The sequence below is a fragment of the Serratia sp. 14-2641 genome, assembly GCF_001692375.1.
Taxonomy (GTDB): domain Bacteria; phylum Pseudomonadota; class Gammaproteobacteria; order Enterobacterales; family Enterobacteriaceae; genus Chania; species Chania fonticola_C.
Map to the genome: position 1 here is coordinate 34,794 of NZ_LXKR01000005.1, position 17,448 is coordinate 52,241.

16 protein-coding genes are annotated in these 17,448 nt (G+C 55.6%); 6 read left to right on the forward strand and 10 right to left on the reverse strand.

Annotated features, from left to right (window positions below):
* Nucleotides 1-36 precede the first annotated feature (36 nt).
* The 5 genes from surA to apaH are packed head-to-tail and all read left to right on the forward strand — an operon-like array spanning nt 37 to nt 4,372.
* Complete coding sequence (surA, locus tag A6U95_RS03940; protein WP_065683559.1) at nt 37-1,338, forward strand: peptidylprolyl isomerase SurA; 1,302 nt, start codon at nt 37-39, stop codon at nt 1,336-1,338.
* The gene (gene pdxA, locus A6U95_RS03945; protein WP_083196318.1) at nt 1,325-2,317 is read left to right on the forward strand and encodes a 4-hydroxythreonine-4-phosphate dehydrogenase PdxA; all 993 of its coding nucleotides are present in this window, start codon (nt 1,325-1,327) and stop codon (nt 2,315-2,317) included. Before surA ends, pdxA begins: the two co-directional genes overlap by 14 nt.
* A complete protein-coding gene (rsmA, locus tag A6U95_RS03950; protein WP_021179275.1) occupies nt 2,310-3,128 on the forward strand; it encodes a 16S rRNA (adenine(1518)-N(6)/adenine(1519)-N(6))-dimethyltransferase RsmA in 819 nt (272 codons plus the stop codon). The genes pdxA and rsmA overlap by 8 nt, the downstream gene beginning before the upstream one ends.
* Before the next feature lie 13 nt (nt 3,129-3,141).
* Entirely contained in the window at nt 3,142-3,519 is a 378-nt protein-coding gene (gene apaG / locus A6U95_RS03955) for a Co2+/Mg2+ efflux protein ApaG (RefSeq protein ID WP_024483557.1), read from the forward strand.
* 1 nt (nt 3,520) lies between these two features.
* Nucleotides 3,521-4,372: a bis(5'-nucleosyl)-tetraphosphatase (symmetrical) ApaH gene (gene apaH, locus A6U95_RS03960; protein WP_065683561.1), complete on the forward strand. Its 852-nt coding sequence runs from the start codon at nt 3,521-3,523 to the stop codon at nt 4,370-4,372.
* Between the two features lie 46 nt (nt 4,373-4,418).
* Here the strand turns inward: apaH and folA are convergent, their stop codons facing one another.
* From folA to A6U95_RS03975, 3 genes are all read right to left on the reverse strand, one after another.
* On the reverse strand, nt 4,419-4,901 hold the full coding sequence (gene folA / locus A6U95_RS03965; protein WP_024483559.1) for a type 3 dihydrofolate reductase: 483 nt from the start codon (nt 4,899-4,901) through the stop codon (nt 4,419-4,421).
* A gap of 142 nt (nt 4,902-5,043) precedes the next feature.
* Nucleotides 5,044-5,508: a threonine/serine exporter gene (locus tag A6U95_RS03970; RefSeq protein ID WP_065683562.1), complete on the reverse strand. Its 465-nt coding sequence runs from the start codon at nt 5,506-5,508 to the stop codon at nt 5,044-5,046.
* Nucleotides 5,505-6,305 carry a threonine/serine exporter ThrE family protein gene (locus A6U95_RS03975; protein ID WP_024527198.1) on the reverse strand — a complete coding sequence of 267 codons (801 nt, stop codon included), beginning with the start codon at nt 6,303-6,305 and terminating at the stop codon, nt 5,505-5,507. The genes A6U95_RS03970 and A6U95_RS03975 overlap by 4 nt, the downstream gene beginning before the upstream one ends.
* 126 nt (nt 6,306-6,431) lie before the next feature.
* Here A6U95_RS03975 and A6U95_RS03980 point away from each other — a divergent pair, with 126 nt between their 5' ends.
* Complete coding sequence (locus A6U95_RS03980) at nt 6,432-7,046, forward strand: LysE family translocator (RefSeq protein ID WP_021179269.1); 615 nt, start codon at nt 6,432-6,434, stop codon at nt 7,044-7,046.
* Between the two features lie 33 nt (nt 7,047-7,079).
* Here the strand turns inward: A6U95_RS03980 and kefC are convergent, their stop codons facing one another.
* The 7 genes from kefC to dapB form a co-directional block, all read right to left on the reverse strand.
* Nucleotides 7,080-8,933, reverse strand: coding sequence for a glutathione-regulated potassium-efflux system protein KefC (kefC, locus tag A6U95_RS03985; protein WP_065683563.1), 1,854 nt, complete (start codon nt 8,931-8,933; stop codon nt 7,080-7,082).
* Entirely contained in the window at nt 8,926-9,486 is a 561-nt protein-coding gene (kefF, locus tag A6U95_RS03990; RefSeq protein WP_065683689.1) for a glutathione-regulated potassium-efflux system oxidoreductase KefF, read from the reverse strand. The genes kefC and kefF overlap by 8 nt, the downstream gene beginning before the upstream one ends.
* A 146-nt stretch (nt 9,487-9,632) precedes the next feature.
* Entirely contained in the window at nt 9,633-10,865 is a 1,233-nt protein-coding gene (locus A6U95_RS03995; protein ID WP_065683564.1) for a cysteine desulfurase-like protein, read from the reverse strand.
* On the reverse strand, nt 10,862-11,500 hold the full coding sequence (locus tag A6U95_RS04000) for a 2OG-Fe dioxygenase family protein (protein WP_065683565.1): 639 nt from the start codon (nt 11,498-11,500) through the stop codon (nt 10,862-10,864). Before A6U95_RS04000 ends, A6U95_RS03995 begins: the two co-directional genes overlap by 4 nt.
* Nucleotides 11,501-11,716: 216 nt before the next feature.
* Complete coding sequence (carB, locus tag A6U95_RS04005; RefSeq protein WP_024527203.1) at nt 11,717-14,938, reverse strand: carbamoyl-phosphate synthase large subunit; 3,222 nt, start codon at nt 14,936-14,938, stop codon at nt 11,717-11,719.
* Between the two features lie 18 nt (nt 14,939-14,956).
* The gene (carA, locus tag A6U95_RS04010) at nt 14,957-16,105 is read right to left on the reverse strand and encodes a glutamine-hydrolyzing carbamoyl-phosphate synthase small subunit (RefSeq protein WP_065683690.1); all 1,149 of its coding nucleotides are present in this window, start codon (nt 16,103-16,105) and stop codon (nt 14,957-14,959) included.
* Between the two features lie 470 nt (nt 16,106-16,575).
* On the reverse strand, nt 16,576-17,397 hold the full coding sequence (gene dapB / locus A6U95_RS04015; RefSeq protein ID WP_065683566.1) for a 4-hydroxy-tetrahydrodipicolinate reductase: 822 nt from the start codon (nt 17,395-17,397) through the stop codon (nt 16,576-16,578).
* Nucleotides 17,398-17,448 lie beyond the last annotated feature (51 nt).

The following is a 17,448-nucleotide window of genomic DNA, read 5'->3' on the forward strand; positions in this document are numbered from 1 at the left end:
TCACCCGCATTTGCGGAAACAGATAACGGGAAATGTATGAAGAACTGGAGAACGCTTCTTCTCGGATTGGTGGTTTGTGCCAATACCGCGTTCGCAGCACCGCAACAAATGGATAAAGTCGCCGCCGTCGTCGATAACGGCGTAGTACTCGAGAGCGACGTGAACGGCCTGATGCAATCGGTGAAACTCAACGCACAGCAGGCTGGCCAGCAATTGCCAGACGACAATACGTTGCGTCACCAGATCATTGAACGTCTGATTATGGATAATATCCTGCTGCAGATGGCGCAAAAAATGGGGATCACCGTCAGCGATGCCGATCTGGACAAGGCAATCGGCAATATCGCCGCCCAGAACAAGATGAGCCTGGATCAACTGCGTAGCCGCTTGGCGTATGAAGGTCTGAACTACAACACTTACCGTGCGCAGATCCGCAAGGAAATGCTGACCTCAGAAGTGCGTAACAACGAAGTGCGTCGCCGTGTCACCATCCTGCCGCAGGAAGTTGACGCGTTGGCCAAGCAGGTCGGCGCGCAGAACGGCGGTGAAACCGACATCAACATCAGCCACATCCTGATCCCGCTGCCAGAAAACCCATCGCAGAAGCAGGTTGATGAAGCCGAAGCGCTGGCGAAACGCCTGGCGGGTGAAGCAACCGGCGGTGCCGATTTCGGCAAGCTGGCGATCACCTACTCCGCCGACTCACAAGCGCTGAAAGGCGGCCAGATGGGTTGGGGTAAACTGCAGGAAATGCCAACGCTGTTCGCAGAACGTCTGTCCAGCTCCAAAAAAGGTGACGTGGTTGGGCCGATCCGCTCCGGCGTCGGCTTCCATATCCTGAAGGTCAACGATATCCGTGGCGGTACCCAGTCGATTTCAGTGACAGAAGTGCATGCCCGTCATATCCTGCTGAAACCGTCAGTAGTGATGACCGACGATCAGGCACGCGCCAAGCTGCAGGAAGTGGCTGCGGCCATCAAGAGCGGCAAAGCGAAGTTTGAAGACGAGGCCAAACAGCTGTCACAAGATCCAGGCTCTGCTCTGCAGGGCGGCGATCTGGGTTGGGCTTCGCCAGACATGTACGATCCTGCCTTCCGCGATGCGCTGCTGAAGCTGCAAAAAGGCCAGATCAGCGAGCCGGTACACTCTTCCTTTGGCTGGCACCTGATCCAGTTGCTGGATACCCGCCAGGTGGATAAAACCGATGCGGCGCAGAAAGATCGTGCCTACCGCATGCTGTTTAACCGCAAGTTTGCCGAAGAAGCGCAAACCTGGATGCAGGAACAACGTGCCGCTGCTTACGTGAAGATCCTCGATGGAAGCAATGCACCGCAATAACCGTATCGTCATCACCCCCGGCGAGCCTGCCGGGGTTGGGCCGGATTTGGTCACCGTACTGGCACAACAGGATTGGCCTGTTGAGCTGGTGGTGTGCGCCGATCCGGCCTTGTTGCTTGAGCGCGCCCGCCAGTTGGCGTTACCGCTCACGCTGCGCGACTACCAGCCAGGCCAACCTGCACAGCCACAGCGTGCCGGGACCTTAACGGTATTGCCCGTTGCAGCTCCGGCGGCCGTGGTCGCTGGCGAACTTAACGTCGCCAACAGCGCCTATGTGGTAGAGACTCTGGCACGTGCCTGTGACGGTTGCCTGAACGGTGAGTTCGCCGCGCTGGTCACTGGCCCGGTCAACAAAAGCATCATCAACGACGCTGGCGTGGCCTTTACCGGCCACACCGAGTTCTTTGCCGATCGCAGCCATTGTGAACGCGTGGTGATGATGCTGGCTACCGAGGAGCTTCGCGTCGCTCTGGCAACGACCCATCTGCCGTTACTGGCAGTCCCGGGTGCCATTACCCAACAGAGCCTGTTCGAAGTGATCACCATTCTCGATCGGGATCTGAAAAACCAGTTTGGCATTCCGCACCCGTTGATTTACGTCTGTGGGCTAAACCCACACGCGGGGGAAGGCGGCCATATGGGGCGTGAAGAGTTGGATGTGATTATTCCGGCTTTGGAGGTGCTGCGTAGTCGCGGCATCCAGCTGATTGGCCCGCTCCCGGCGGATACGCTGTTCCAGCCCAAATATCTGCAACATGCAGATGCGGTGCTGGCGATGTATCACGATCAGGGCTTGCCTGTACTAAAATACCAGGGGTTTGGTCGGGCGGTGAATATCACCCTCGGTTTGCCTTTTATCCGTACCTCGGTCGACCATGGTACCGCGTTGGAACTGGCTGGCAGCGGCACTACCGATGCAGGCAGCTTCAAAACGGCCTTGGCTCTCGCCATTAAAATGATAATTAACAGCAATGAATAATAGAGTCCACCAAGGGCACTTTGCCCGCAAACGTTTTGGACAGAACTTTTTAACCGATCAGTTTGTCATCGATAGCATTGTCTCAGCCATTCACCCACAGCCGGGCGAAGCGGTCGTCGAAATCGGCCCTGGCCTGGGAGCCTTGACCGAGCCGGTTGGCGCGCGTATGGATCGCATGACGGTGATTGAACTTGACCGCGATCTGGCAGCCCGCCTGGCCAATCACCCACAGCTGAAAGACAAGCTGACCATTCATCAGCAAGATGCCATGACGGTGAACTTCGCCGAGCTGGCAGCCGTGGAAGGCCAATCGTTGCGCGTGTTTGGCAACCTGCCGTATAACATCTCGACGCCGCTGATGTTCCACCTTTTCAGCTATACTTCAGCTATCCGCGACATGCACTTTATGCTGCAAAAAGAGGTGGTCAACCGTCTGGTTGCCGGCCCAAACAGCAAGGCATACGGGCGCTTGACCGTGATGGCGCAGTATTACTGCAACGTTATTCCCGTGTTGGAAGTGCCGCCGACTGCGTTCGCGCCACCGCCTAAAGTCGATTCTGCCGTGGTTCGTCTGGTACCGCATCTGGTGATGCCAAATATTGTCGGCGATGTGCGTATGCTCAGCCGCGTGACCACCCAGGCGTTTAACCAACGCAGAAAAACCATCCGCAACAGCCTGGGCGATCTTTTCACCCCGGAACAGTTGACGGAACTCGGCGTCGATCCGACGCTCAGAGCAGAGAATATTTCTGTAGCGCAGTACTGTAAGCTGGCAAACTGGCTTTCACAACAGCAGGCGCAGCAGCAATAAAGGAGCAGTTGTCATGATTGATTCGCCCCGTGTATGTGTGCAGGTACAGAGTGTGTATGTGGAATCACAATCGATACCTGAGGAAGAACGTTACGTCTTCGCGTATACCGTTACCATCCGTAATCTGGGGCGCTTTGACGTGCAACTGCTGGGCCGTTACTGGCTGATAACCAACAGTAACGGTCGGCAAACTGAAGTTCAGGGCGAGGGAGTGATCGGTGAACAGCCCATTATCCAGCCCGGCAGCGAGTTCCAATATACCAGCGGTGCGATACTCGAAACGCCGCTGGGCACCATGGAAGGCCACTATGAAATGGTTGATCAACAGGGTCAGCCATTCCGTACCGCTATTCCGGTGTTCCGTTTAGCCATCCCTACGCTGATCCACTAATATGTCGACATATCTTATCGGCGACGTTCATGGCTGTTTCGATGAACTGCAGTCGCTATTAGCGCAGGTTAATTTCGATCCCCTGCAAGACCAACTGTGGCTGACTGGCGACCTGGTCGCCCGTGGCCCCGGCTCGCTCGAAGTGCTGCGCTACGTCCGCTCTCTCGGCCCGGCATTGCGAATGGTTCTGGGTAACCACGACCTGCACCTGCTGGCGGTGTACGCCGGTATCAGCCGTAACAAACCCAAAGACCGCATTACCCCCTTGCTCGAAGCCCCTGATGCTGACGAGCTGATCAACTGGCTGCGTCGCCAGCCGGTGCTACAGGTGGATGATGAACGCAAACTGATCATGGGTCACGCTGGCATTACCCCACAGTGGGATATCGAGACCGCACAGATGTGTGCCCGTGAAGTGGAAGCGGTACTCAGCAGCGACAGTTATCCGTTATTTCTGGATGCGATGTACGGCGACATGCCCAACAACTGGAGCCCGGAACTGAGCGGGTTGGCACGCCTGCGCTTTAGTACTAATGCCTTGACCCGCATGCGCTATTGCTTCCCTAATGGCCAGTTGGACATGATCTGCAAAGATGCGCCGGGCACCGCTCCCGCTCCGCTGAAACCCTGGTTTGATCTGCCACGTCTGGTCGATCCCGAATACAGCATCATCTTCGGCCACTGGGCATCACTGGAAGGCAGAGGCACGCCGGAAGGGATCATCGGCCTGGATACCGGCTGCTGTTGGGGCGGGGATTTAACCCTGCTACGTTGGGAAGACAAGCGCTACTTTACCCAGCCAAGCAACCGCCGCGATGCAATAGACGGCGCGGATACGCTGGCAGCGTCTTAAAACGACAATGGGCACCCAAGGGTGCCCATTTGATAGCTAACCCGCCTTAGCGGCGTTCCAAAATCTCAAAACAGTAACCATGCGAGTTCAGTGCATCCGCATCGTGGAAGGCGCTGAACGAGGTTTCCCATTCGTCTGGCTCGTAATCCGGGAAGTAGGTATCGCCCCCCACTTCGGCATCGATATGCGTTAGATACATCCGGGAAGCCCGTGGCAGGAACTGGCTATAAATGCTGCCACCGCCCATCACCATCACTTCTTCCACCTCGCCAGCCGCAGCCAAGGCCTCCTCCAGCGAAGTCACCCAGGTCACGCCAGGTTCTTTACCCGGCTGGCTGCTTAACACGATATTATGGCGGCCCGGTAATGGGCGGCCAATCGACTCAAAGGTCTTACGGCCCATAATCACCGGTTTATTTAACGTGTTACGTTTAAACCACGCCAAATCCTCCGGCAGGTGCCACGGCATGGCATTTTCCATACCAATAACGCGATCCGCCGCCAAAGCAGCAATCAGGCTGATAATCATTGTTTAACCCTGTATAGGCAGCAAAATTGTTCACACTATACGTAAAGCCCCGGCCACCGTCGATAGACGAATCGAGCGATAGTCATATATCGGACGGCTCTGAAGATAAACTCCAGTAATCCCAGATCCTTAGAAAAAAGCCCTAAACGCCGGGACGTTTACGATACAGCCACAGACCCGGTACCGACAGGCCAATCGACAAGGCTCCCACGATAAAACAGGCTTTGAGGAAGTTGGAGATCATCACCGACATCAGGGCTTCGCTGTAGCCCAAATGTGAAATCTCCACCACGCTGATCATCGCGGTATAGGCTGAAATACCGGGGAACATCGGGATCACCGCCGCAACGGTAAACACCTTGGGATGTGCCAGCAGCCAGCGTGACCAGTAAATGCCGATGATACCGATCAGGATGGCGGCCAGGAACGAGCCCCACTCGATATTCATGCCGAAATGCATCATCAGCATCCGCGAACCGTGCCCCAGCGCCCCAAGCAAGGCACAGTAGCGCAGCGCTCGTAGCGGCACGTTGAACACCATGGCAAAGCCGAGCGCGGGTACCGCCGCCAGCAGCATGTCCTGTAACAGCGCCCACAGCAGGCTCATGACCACCCCCGTAAATCCCACAGCGACATCGCCATCACCACGCCGATGCAGGTTGCCAGCGTCAGTAAACTGGCCATCGCCCAGCGGGCCAGGCCGGTATTGACGTGGCCTTTAAACATATCGGCTACCGCGTTGATCAGCGGGAAACCGGGCACCAGCAACAGCACGCTGGCCGCCATCGCTACGCTGGAGGTTTGGTGGAAAAACGGCACACGTAACAGCAGGCCGGAGACCGACGTGGCGACAAAGGCCGTCAGGCAAAAGTTGATCAGCGGGTTCATATGGCGAGCGGTCAGCATCTGGCGCACAAACATCGCCAGACCACTGGCCATAAAGGTGACCGCAAAAGCATCTGGCCCGCCGCCGTTGAGCATGCTGAAACAGCCACAGGACAACCCCACCATCAGCACCACCAGCCAACGCGGATAGCGCAACGGACGGATTTTTTCAAAGCGCCGCGCCACGTCATGGACGTCGGCCAAATGGTGTTCCGCCAGGATCACAATGTGCTGCACCTCGGTCACCATTTGCATGTTGATCCCACGATCGACGTTCTTTCGCGTGGTGGTCAGGCAGGCATCATTGCTGATGGTGGTAAGCACCACGGCGTTGGCCGAGATGGAGCTTTCTACACTATCCATGCCAAGCGCCAGGCCCAAGCGAGTCGAAAGTTGTTCCACCACCATGCTTTCCGCCCCGTGCTGTAGCAGCAGCAACGCACACTGAATACACAGACGGGTGATCTCACGCTGTTGCTGGTTTACACCGGGTATCTCTGCGGTTAATTCCTTTTTCATGTCGCTCAATCACATCCTCTTAATGAAGACCCATCATATAACCAGAGATTGATGTAATAGGTTGATGCACGTCAGGAGGAGTGGCGTTATTATCAGCAGAATTAGGCCTTTTTCAGAGACTCGCTCATGCTTGAAACCTCATTGTTTGTCGCCGGCATTGCCACGCTCGGCATGCTTTCCCCCGGGCCAGACTTTTTTCTGGTGATTAAAAACGCAGCGCGCTATCCGCGCCTGGCAGCAATGATGACCGCGTTCGGCGTGATTTGCGGCGTGGCAACTCATATGTCTTACTGTGTCGCGGGTCTGGCGGTAGTGATCACCACCACGCCGTGGTTGTTCAACGTGCTGAAATACGCCGGTGCGGTGTACCTGATTTGGGTCGGTATTCAAGCCTTGTTGTCACGCGGTGGCAGCAAGATGAACGTCAGCAGCCTGCCTCAACAGCAGGTCAGCCTGAAAAGCGCCTTTGTACAAGGTTACCTGTGTAATCTGCTCAACCCGAAAGCCACGCTGTTCTTCCTCGCGGTGTTTACCCAGGTATTGCAAATCAACTCCGGCCTGGGTGAAAAACTGTGGTATGCCGGGATTATTTTCGGTCTTTCCGCCGTTTGGTGGCCGGTGCTGGTGTTTTTAATCCAAAGCGGGCCGGTACGCCGTGGGCTGGAGAAAACCCAGAAGGTGGTCGATAAGCTGCTGGGTGGGATGTTAATCGCCTTGGGCATCAAGGTCGCGCTGAGCTGAAAAACCGGCGAGGGGCAAACCCTCGCCAGCCAATTACCCTTTCGCTTCCACTACTTCTTCCTCAGGCGCTTTGCCATCAATACTGCCGCGCCAGCCGTTTTGCTGCACGTGAGATAGGCGCATCTGATCTTGCTCGATGGCCGACGACAGCATTTCTTTAGCCCGTTGCAGACTGGCGACACGGAACTCGGTATCTTCGTAGTTCTCCAGCGTATCCTCCAGCATCTTCAGGTTATACCGCCGGAAGGTATCCGCCTTTTCACGGGCTTCGTAGGCGTCCAGCCCCAGCAGTTCGAGAGTTTCTCTGCCGATCAGTAACGAGCTTTCAAAGGTTTCCCGCGCAGGTTTTTCAACCCCCAACTGCCGCAGTTGATACCAGTGGTCCACATCGCGGGCACGCGCCACCACTTTCAGGTGCGGGAAATGGCGTTTGACCAGCGCCGTCAGTTGCAGGTTAGCCTCCACGTCGTCGATGGCGTTAATCAGGATTTTGGCATGTTCCGCTCCTGCCGCTTCCAACAGATCGGCCCGCGTCGCATCGCCATAAAACACCTTGGTGCCAAATTTGCGCAGCGTTTCGATATGGTCCGGATCGTGATCCAGCACCACGGTATGCACGCCGTTGGCCAGCAGCATACGGCCTGCGATCTGGCCAAAACGGCCAAAACCGGCGATGATCACGCTGGCATTCTCTTCGTCGATCACATCTGCCGGGCGTTCGTCCTGCGGGGCATTTTTGGCCAGGCGAGCGGCAACCACCAGCAGCAATGGCGTGGCGGCCATCGAAAGTGCAACGGCCAACGTCAGCGATTTAGCCCATTCGAGTGGTAACACGCCAGCCATCTGTGCCGCAGCAAAGATCACAAAGGCAAACTCACTGCCCTGCCCCAGCAAAATGGCGAACAGCCCGCGCTGGCGCTTGGGTACCCCAAGCATCGGCGCAACCAGCCACAGCAGTGCCGCCTTCAACAGCATAAAGCCCAGCAACAGCGAGGCAATCAGCAACGGGTGATGGAACAGCGTGCCAAAGTCGATAGACATCCCCACGCCGATAAAGAACAACCCAAGCAACAGGCCTTTAAATGGCTGAATATCGCTTTCCAGCGCATGGCGGTATTCGGAACTGGCCAGCAACACGCCAGCCAGAAAGGCCCCCATCGCCATCGACAGCCCGGCCATTTCCAGCAGAATGCCAAAACCAAACACCAGGAACAGCGCCACGGCGCTGAAGACTTCACGCATGCCGGAACGCGCCACAAAGTGCAGCAAGGGCCGGGTCACATAGCGCCCCAACAGCACTACGACCGCCAGCGCCCCCACCACTTTGGCAGCAGAAAACACAAAGGCACCCAGCGTGGTAGCCGCGCCGCTGCTGGCTAGTAGTGGGATCATCGCCACCAAGGGAATAGCGGCAATATCCTGGAACAACAGTACCGCAAACGAGCTGCGGCCAATCGGCGAAGGCGTCAGGTTACGCTCACTCATCGCCTGCATGGCAATTGCCGTTGAGGAGAGTGCCAACGTCAAGCCAATCAGCAAGGCGACCTGCCAATTCAGGCCGAGGAAATAGCAGAAGGCGCTTAGCACCAGGCCGCATCCCACCATCTGGATGCTCCCGCCACCAAATACCGCTGCACGCAGCGTCCACAACCGCCGGGGATCCAGCTCCAACCCGATGATAAACAGCATCAACACCACGCCGATTTCGGCAAAAGTCAGTATCGACTCGGGATCGGAAACCAGTTTCAGCCCCCAGGGGCCAATCACACAGCCCGCAATCAGATAGCCGAGTACCGATCCCAACCCCAGGCGCACGGCAATCGGCACCAAAAGCCCGGCTGATCCCAGATAGATCAGCCCTTCAATCATCATCGAGTGATTATCCATTCACTGACTCCTGCTCTGCTGCTGGCTCGTTGTGTTCCATCAGATACTGCACCAGCCGCTGACGATAGGCTTCCCCGGCGGCGATCAAAGCCGGTTCGTTACAGGTAAAGGTGTTGTGCACGGCAAAATACGGTTGCCACTTCATACCGCAGTAAATCGCCGTGGCCTGTAGCGGCTGACCCAGTGCGGCAAAGTTGGGGTAATCGCCCAAAGTGAAATGCTGCTCATCTCCGCCGCTGGTGACCGCCCACAGACAGTCTTTCCCCACCAGGGCGTTGCCCTCGTGGCCATAGGCCCAGCCATGCTCCAGCACTTTGTCGATCCACAGTTTCAGCAACGGCGGCAAGCTGTACCACTGCATCGGATGCTGTAAAACCACCATATCGGCCCGTTCCAGCGCCCGCTGCTCGGCGTTGATATCGATATTAAAATCCGGATACAGTTCATACAGCGCACGGACCTCCACGCCGGGAATGTCTTTTACCGCCTGTAGCAACCGTTGGTTGGCATGGGAATGCCGGGGATAGGGATGGGCGTAAATAATCAGGATCATGCGCTTCTCGTTGTTGCGTTTCATACAACGAGTATATACCAGTCACCGTGCCGCCATTAATGACTTGAAAGCTTGCTAGCCCACGATGCCCCCATCCCCTGATCATCAGGATATGGGGGCAATATGACATCACTGGCTTACGGTAATTATTGATTTAACATGTTGATAATCTCAAACAAATGGTCAATTTCCTGACGAGTGTTGTAATGCATCAAACCGATCCGCACGACACCGCCACGTTGCTCCAGACCCAGTTGGCGGATTAGCCCCAGCGCATAAAAATGCCCGTTGCCGACACAAATATTGTGCTCTCCCAGCGCTCTGGCAACCGATTCAGGCAGCCCGTGCTCAAACGTCACGGCGAAAGTCGGTGTTCGGCAATTAGCATCAGGCCGATCGATTCCGTACAAACGCGCCCCCTTCACTTGCCGTAGTTTTTCCAAGAAATAAGCGCTGAGCGCTTCTTCATGCTGGCTGAGTTGGCTAAAGCTGTCTTGCAAGCGCTGGCGCAAGGGCGCTCCGGGTTCTCCCCACTGAGCCAGATATTCGATCGCAGCAGTCACCCCCGCAAGCCCTTCAAAACTCTGAGTTCCCGTTTCGAAACGCCCAGGACCAAGATCGGTGGCCGGTTCGACCTTGTAAGGACGTAACGTTTGTAACCACGGCGTAGCCAGATAGGCAATCCCGACGTGTGGACCAAAAAATTTATACGCGGAACACAGGAGTATGTCGCAACCCAACGCCTGAACATCAATAAGACGGTGTGGAGCATAGTGCACTGCATCTACATACACCAAAGCGCCAACCTGGTGTGCCGCCTCGACGATACGCTTTATATCCACGATCGAGCCTGTGGTATTTGACGCATAGGTGACAGCCACCAACCGGGTTCTGGCGTTCATGAGCGCACAAAGTTTATCGACGTCTAACGTACAATCCTGCGTATTAACAGGAACCTGATGGACAACGATCTGTTTATCGGCAGCGGCCTGTTGCCAGCTCGAAACGTTCGCATAGTGATCCAGAGCGGTGACGATCACCTCATCCCCGGCTTGCCAATCCCGGCTGATAGCGCGGCTCAGCTGAAAAGTCAGTGAGGTCATGTTGGCGCCAAAGACAATGTTGTCGGCCGAGCTGGCATTCAAGAACGCCCGAACGGACTCTCTGGCTTGTAACATCACTCGCTCAGTGGCTTTGCTGGAAAAATAGTGCCCCCCCAGGTTGGCATTATGGTGGCCCAAATAATCGACCATCTTGTCTAACACCGTGCGCGGGACCTGTGAGCCACCGGGACCATCAAAGAACACCACGCTTTTTCCTTGATACAGCTGACCCAGAGCGCTGAATTGCGTCCGGCTTTGTTCAGGCGTAAATTTCATGCCACCCTCGCTGTCAGAACAAAAACATCCATATGCCCTTCTTTATCGGTCACGACGGCACGGATTGGGCAGGCGTTATGCCACAGCTTACTATCAGCAATCATCGCAACTTCGCCATTTTCCAACACCTTACGGAAAAATGGCTCTTCGCGATTGCTGTTATAGAGCAGGATATCCCCCCCGACAATGTTATGCCTGTCGATACCGACTATCGCGATATGATCAAAACCATCACGATGGATGCCTTCTGGTGCCACCTGAGTTTCATCATAGGTGGTGGTAATGCGGATTTGGTGGATCTCGATTTCCTGGTTGTTCGGTAGAGCATTGCTTTCAACAAAGAGCCCACACATTTCGCGCATCCCCTCATTTTGCCAGGTCGTGGCCAGGAGCGGTTCAAACTGGCGGACAATATTGCCCTGAAAATGGTTGATATCCTCAGATTGTACAAACTCATGTTTGCCCGTCTCTACCACCTTTCCATCCTGAAAACGCATGACGGAATAACGCCGCAGGCGGTACTTGCCATCCGCATGCTGAGTGTGGGGAAGCGTGTTGAATGAAGGAGCCAGTTGAGCAATCCCCTCCTGGCTAAGATGGGTGATCTGCAGGATATTCTCGTGTTTGTTTAGCATGATGACACCTTATTGAACAGGCCCGTTTTACAACAGAAAATAACAGTAATCATCATTAAAAATAGATAAAGATAATGGGATATCAAATTTATCATCACAAAAATATGACGTACGCCCGAAAAATCAGCACAAGCCGCAAATCATCACTTTTGGGTTGCTCCAGCAATAAAAAAGGCGCTGCAAAAGCAGCGCCTCAGTGGTAGCCAAGTTATTAACTTACTTGGTGATACGTGCGTGCAGTTCCTGTACCGACGTGACCTGCTCGGTTGGATCGGCCTTCATCGCCATCGAGGTAGCAAAGCCGCCGTTCATCGTGGTGTCGTAGTGCACTTTATACTGCAGCGCACTGCGGCGGATCAGCTTGGAGTCTTCAATCGCCTGACGCCCCGCAGTGGTATTCACGATGTAGGTGTATTCGCCGTTCTTGATGCGGTCCTGAATGTGCGGACGCCCTTCATGCACCTTGTTGACCAGGCGTGGGTTAATCCCCGCTTCGCCCAGCACCACTGCGGTGCCGTGGGTAGCATCCAGTTCAAAGCCCTGCTTGAGCAGGCTGGCAGCCAAATCCACCACGCGAGCCTTGTCCCCACTGCGAACTGACAGCAGCGCACGGCCTTTCTTCATGCCGGAGTTACTGCCCAACATCGCCTTGGAGAAGGCTTCGGCGAAGGTACGGCCAACGCCCATCACTTCACCGGTCGAGCGCATTTCTGGCCCGAGGATCGGGTCAACGCCTGGGAACTTGTTGAACGGCAGCACCACTTCCTTGACCGAGTAGTACGGCGGGATGACCTCTTCAGTCACGCCCTGTTCGGCCAGTGATTTACCGGCCATCACGCGCGCCGCCACTTTTGCCAACGCTACGCCGGTAGCCTTGGAAACGAACGGCACGGTACGTGCGGCACGTGGGTTCACTTCGATCAGGTAGACTTCGTTGTTCTTCACCGCAAACTGCACGTTCATCAGACCACGAACCTGCAGCTCAAACGCCAGTTTTTCTACCTGCTGGCGCATCACGTCCTGGATCTCTTTGCTCAGCGTGTAGGCTGGCAGTGAACAAGCGGAGTCACCGGAGTGGACGCCAGCCTGTTCGATATGCTCCATGATGCCACCGATCAGCACGCGCTCGCCGTCACAGATAGCATCCACATCCACTTCTACCGCGTCGTCCAGGAAGCGGTCCAGCAGCACTGGCGCATCGTTGGATACGCTGACCGCGTTCTGGAAGTAACGACGCAGGTCGATGTCGTCGTAGACGATCTCCATCGCACGGCCACCCAGCACGTAGGATGGGCGCACCACCAGCGGATAACCGATGCCGGCCGCTTTCTCAACCGCCTGCTCGATGGTTGCCACGGTGGCGTTGGCCGGTTGCTTCAGGCCCAAGCGGTTAACCGCCTGCTGGAAACGTTCACGGTCTTCGGCACGGTCAATCGCATCAGGGCTGGTGCCAATAATCGGCACGCCTGCCGCTTCCAACTCACGCGCCAGTTTCAACGGGGTTTGCCCGCCATACTGCACGATCACGCCTTTTGGCTTCTCGATACGGACGATTTCCAGCACGTCTTCCAGCGTCACCGGTTCGAAGTACAAGCGATCCGAGGTGTCGTAGTCGGTAGAGACGGTTTCCGGGTTACAGTTGACCATGATGGTCTCGTAGCCGTCTTCGCGCAGCGCCAGCGAGGCGTGTACGCAGCAATAGTCGAACTCGATGCCCTGGCCGATACGGTTCGGGCCACCGCCCAGGATCATGATTTTCGGACGATCGTTGGTCGGGTTGGATTCACACTCGTCTTCATAGGTGGAATACATGTAGGCGGTGTCGGTCGCAAACTCTGCCGCACAGGTGTCCACACGCTTATAGACCGGGTGCATGTTGAAGCTGTGGCGCAGCTTGCGGATTTCGCTTTCCGCAACGCCAGCCAGCTTGGCCAGGCGCGCATCGGCAAAGCCTTTACGCTTGAGCGTACGCAGGAAATCAGCGTTCAGGCCGTTGATGCCCGCTTCGGCAACCTGCTCTTCCAGACGCACCAGCTCTTCAATCTGCACCAGGAACCAGCGGTCGATATTGGTCAGGTTGAACACGCCATCGACGGACAGACCGGCGCGGAAAGCATCGGCGATATACCAAATGCGATCGGAACCCGCATCCTTCAGCTCACGGCGGATCTTGGTCAAGGCTTCCGGATCGTCCAGGCTCACTTTCGGATCGAACCCGGTCGCGCCCACTTCCAGGCCGCGCAGCGCTTTCTGCAATGACTCCTGCTGAGTGCGGCCAATCGCCATCACTTCGCCGACCGACTTCATCTGGGTGGTCAGGCGATCGTTGGCACCGGCAAACTTCTCGAAGTTGAAGCGCGGGATCTTGGTGACGACATAGTCGATGGACGGCTCAAAGGAGGCTGGCGTACGGCCACCGGTGATGTCATTCATCAGCTCATCGAGGGTGTAACCCACCGCCAGCTTGGCGGCGATCTTGGCAATCGGGAAGCCGGTCGCTTTCGAGGCCAGCGCCGATGAACGGGATACGCGTGGGTTCATTTCAATCACGATCAGGCGGCCAGTTTTCGGGTTCACCGAGAACTGCACGTTGGAGCCGCCGGTTTCCACTCCGATCTCACGCAGTACCGCCATCGAGGCGTTACGCATGATTTGGTATTCTTTGTCGGTCAGCGTTTGCGCTGGAGCCACCGTGATGGAGTCACCGGTATGGATACCCATAGCATCGATGTTTTCGATCGAGCAGACGATGATGCAGTTGTCATTCTTATCGCGCACCACCTCCATCTCGTACTCTTTCCAGCCGATCAGCGATTCGTCAATCAGCAGCTCTTTGGTCGGGGACAGATCCAGACCGCGCTCGCAGATCTCTTCGAACTCTTCGCGGTTATAGGCGATGCCGCCACCGGTACCGCCCATGGTGAATGACGGGCGGATAATGCATGGGAAGCCCACATCAGCGGCCACCGCCAACGCTTCTTCCATATTATGGGCAATGCCGGAACGCGCCGTGTCCAGGCCAATTTTCTTCATGGCGATATCGAAACGGCGGCGGTCTTCGGCTTTGTCGATGGCATCGGCGGTAGCGCCGATCATGGTGACACCAAACTCGGCCAGTACGCCCTGACGTTCCAACTCCAACGCACAGTTCAGCGCGGTTTGCCCACCCATGGTTGGCAGCACCGCATCCGGGCGCTCTTTCTCGATGATTTTACGCACCACTTCCCAGTGGATCGGCTCGATGTAGGTGGCATCGGCCATTTCCGGGTCGGTCATGATGGTGGCCGGGTTCGAGTTGACCAGTACGACGCGATAACCTTCTTCACGCAGCGCCTTACACGCCTGGGCACCAGAGTAGTCAAATTCACACGCCTGGCCGATAACGATCGGGCCAGCGCCGAGGATCAGGATGCTTTTTATATCTGTACGTTTTGGCATGGCTTTTCTGGCTCCTGATTATTTGGCGTTGGTACGGTAAGTCTCAATCAGTTCGATAAAGTGATCGAACAGCGGCGCGGCATCGTGCGGGCCTGGGCTGGCTTCTGGGTGGCCCTGGAAGCTGAACGCGGCTTTATCGGTACGATGGATGCCCTGCACCGTGTGGTCGAACAGGGACTTATGCGTGACCCGCAATGTGTTCGGCAGATTATTTTCATCGACGGCAAAGCCGTGGTTCTGCGCGGTGATCATCACGGTATTGTTATCCAGATCCTTCACCGGGTGGTTACCGCCGTGGTGGCCAAGCTTCATCTTTATGGTTTTGGCACCGCTGGCCAGCGCCAACAGTTGGTGGCCCAGGCAGATACCAAATACCGGGATATCGGTTTCCAGGAAACGTTTGATCGCGGTGATGGCGTAATCGCAAGGCTCCGGGTCACCAGGGCCGTTGGACAGGAAGATGCCGTCCGGATTCATTTTCAGTACGTCTTCCGCAGGGGTTTGCGCTGGCACCACAGTGAGGCGGCAGCCGCGATCCACCAGCATACGCAGGATATTACGCTTGGCGCCGTAATCGTAGGCCACTACATGGTAAGGCAGTTCGCCCGCAGGTTTAGCCTCCGGCAAATCGCCTTCCAGCGTCCAGCTCCCCTGTTGCCAGGCGTAAGCTTCTTTGGTGGTGACCTCTTTTGCCAGGTCCATGCCTTTCAGGCCAGGGAAAGCCTTGGCTTTTTGCAGCGCCAGATCGGCATCGGTGAGGTCGCCCGCGATGATGCAGCCATTCTGTGCGCCTTTCTCACGCAGCAGACGAGTCAGCTTGCGGGTATCGATATCGGCAATCGCCACAATATTGTGACGCTTGAGGTAATCGGCCAGGCCCATTTCGTTGCGGTAGTTGCTGGCAATCAGGGGCAGGTCGCGGATGACAAGGCCTTGAGCATGAACAGCGGAGGATTCTGCGTCGGAATCATTGGTGCCGACATTGCCGATATGAGGATAAGTAAGAGTAACGATCTGGCGGGAGTAGGAAGGATCAGTGAGGATTTCTTGATAACCGGTCATCGAGGTATTGAAGACCACTTCCCCCACTGCCGTACCTTCTGCCCCGATGGCCCGACCGTGGAATTGGGTTCCGTCTTCCAGAACCAATAGCGCTGACTTAATCAAAACACCCTCCGAGGAATAATCAATCACAATATTTGCATATTAATTCAGATTTCACGCCCTAAATCAATGCAAAAACCGCCCTCAAGGCCAATTTTTGGCAAATTGGGCGCATTTTAATGATGAGCGTCCCGCTTGTCTAGATAAAGCGCCATTTTTTTCATTATTTTTGCAGCCTTCAGGGTTTAAAGGGGGTCACAGGCACAAAAACACCAGCAAACTTGACCGGGTAAACGGTTGCGAGACACAGTGACAGAAAAAATGGCTTAAAACAGCTTAAATCTGCGTAGGGAGCAATAAAGATGACGGAAAAAACAGGAATAAGACTAGATAACATATAAAAACAATAGCTACATTATTAAAAATGATATTAACCATCATTTTCAATGTTAAAAAAAAGGACAATAAAATTATTGTCCGATTATCATATCATTATGATCAACACAACCACATCACTATGGTGTTCATTAAAATTATAACTGGTCTAAACCGAGCACATCACGCATATCAAACAGCCCATTATGCTGGTTTGATATCCATGACGCGGCACGCACCGCGCCATTGGCAAACGTCATCCGGCTTGAGGCTTTATGGGTGATTTCTACCCGCTCGCCAATATCGGCAAACATGGCGGTATGTTCACCCACAATATCCCCGGCACGAATGGTGGCAAAGCCGATGCTCTTTGGATCGCGCTCGCCGGTATAGCCCACGCGCTCGTAAACCGCGCACTCTTTCAGATCGCGTCCCAAGGCACCGGCAATCGCCTCGCCCATAGCTAACGCCGTTCCTGAAGGAGCATCTACCTTGTGGCGGTGGTGAGCTTCCACAATTTCGATATCGGTATAATCGCCCATTACCTTGGCCGCTTTTTCCAGCAACTTGAGCACCACGTTGACGCCCACGCTGAAGTTGGCGGCAAACACGATGCCAATCTGCTGTGCCGCGGCCTGGATCGCCGCTTTACCTGCATCATCAAAACCGGTGGTGCCGATCACCATGGCTTTGCCGTGGGCCACGCAAAACGCCAGATGGGCCAGGGTGCCTTCCGGGCGGGTGAAGTCGATCAGGATATCGAAATCGTTGACAACCTTTTCCAGGTTATCGCTGACGGTGACACCCAATGCACCAACGCCAGCCAGCTCACCGGCATCTGTGTCAACCAGGCTAGAACCCAGGCGCTCCAGTGCCGCCCCCAATACTACGCCCTGTGCCTGCTGCACGGCCTGGATCAATTGGCGCCCCATGCGGCCACCGGAACCCGCAATCGCGATGCGGATTTGTGAATCAGTCATACTTCGCTCTCTTTTATGGTCAAAAGCCACTCCTCGGCTATGGGTTCAGGG

What these genes read in the sequence shown, in the direction of transcription:
- kefC (WP_065683563.1), bottom strand. Translation starts at nt 8,933, where the DNA reads ATGGATAATCACTCGATGATGATTGAAGGGCTGATCTATCTGGGATCA.
- kefF (WP_065683689.1), bottom strand. Translation starts at nt 9,486, where the DNA reads ATGATCCTGATTATTTACGCCCATCCCTATCCCCGGCATTCCCATGCC.
- rsmA (WP_021179275.1), top strand. Translation starts at nt 2,310, where the DNA reads ATGAATAATAGAGTCCACCAAGGGCACTTTGCCCGCAAACGTTTTGGA.
- A6U95_RS03980 (WP_021179269.1), top strand. Translation starts at nt 6,432, where the DNA reads ATGCTTGAAACCTCATTGTTTGTCGCCGGCATTGCCACGCTCGGCATG.
- A6U95_RS04000 (WP_065683565.1), bottom strand. Translation starts at nt 11,500, where the DNA reads ATGCTAAACAAACACGAGAATATCCTGCAGATCACCCATCTTAGCCAG.
- apaG (WP_024483557.1), top strand. Translation starts at nt 3,142, where the DNA reads ATGATTGATTCGCCCCGTGTATGTGTGCAGGTACAGAGTGTGTATGTG.
- folA (WP_024483559.1), bottom strand. Translation starts at nt 4,901, where the DNA reads ATGATTATCAGCCTGATTGCTGCTTTGGCGGCGGATCGCGTTATTGGT.
- carB (WP_024527203.1), bottom strand. Translation starts at nt 14,938, where the DNA reads ATGCCAAAACGTACAGATATAAAAAGCATCCTGATCCTCGGCGCTGGC.
- A6U95_RS03975 (WP_024527198.1), bottom strand. Translation starts at nt 6,305, where the DNA reads ATGAAAAAGGAATTAACCGCAGAGATACCCGGTGTAAACCAGCAACAG.
- pdxA (WP_083196318.1), top strand. Translation starts at nt 1,325, where the DNA reads ATGCACCGCAATAACCGTATCGTCATCACCCCCGGCGAGCCTGCCGGG.
- dapB (WP_065683566.1), bottom strand. Translation starts at nt 17,397, where the DNA reads ATGACTGATTCACAAATCCGCATCGCGATTGCGGGTTCCGGTGGCCGC.
- surA (WP_065683559.1), top strand. Translation starts at nt 37, where the DNA reads ATGAAGAACTGGAGAACGCTTCTTCTCGGATTGGTGGTTTGTGCCAAT.
- apaH (WP_065683561.1), top strand. Translation starts at nt 3,521, where the DNA reads ATGTCGACATATCTTATCGGCGACGTTCATGGCTGTTTCGATGAACTG.
- A6U95_RS03970 (WP_065683562.1), bottom strand. Translation starts at nt 5,508, where the DNA reads ATGAGCCTGCTGTGGGCGCTGTTACAGGACATGCTGCTGGCGGCGGTA.
- A6U95_RS03995 (WP_065683564.1), bottom strand. Translation starts at nt 10,865, where the DNA reads ATGAAATTTACGCCTGAACAAAGCCGGACGCAATTCAGCGCTCTGGGT.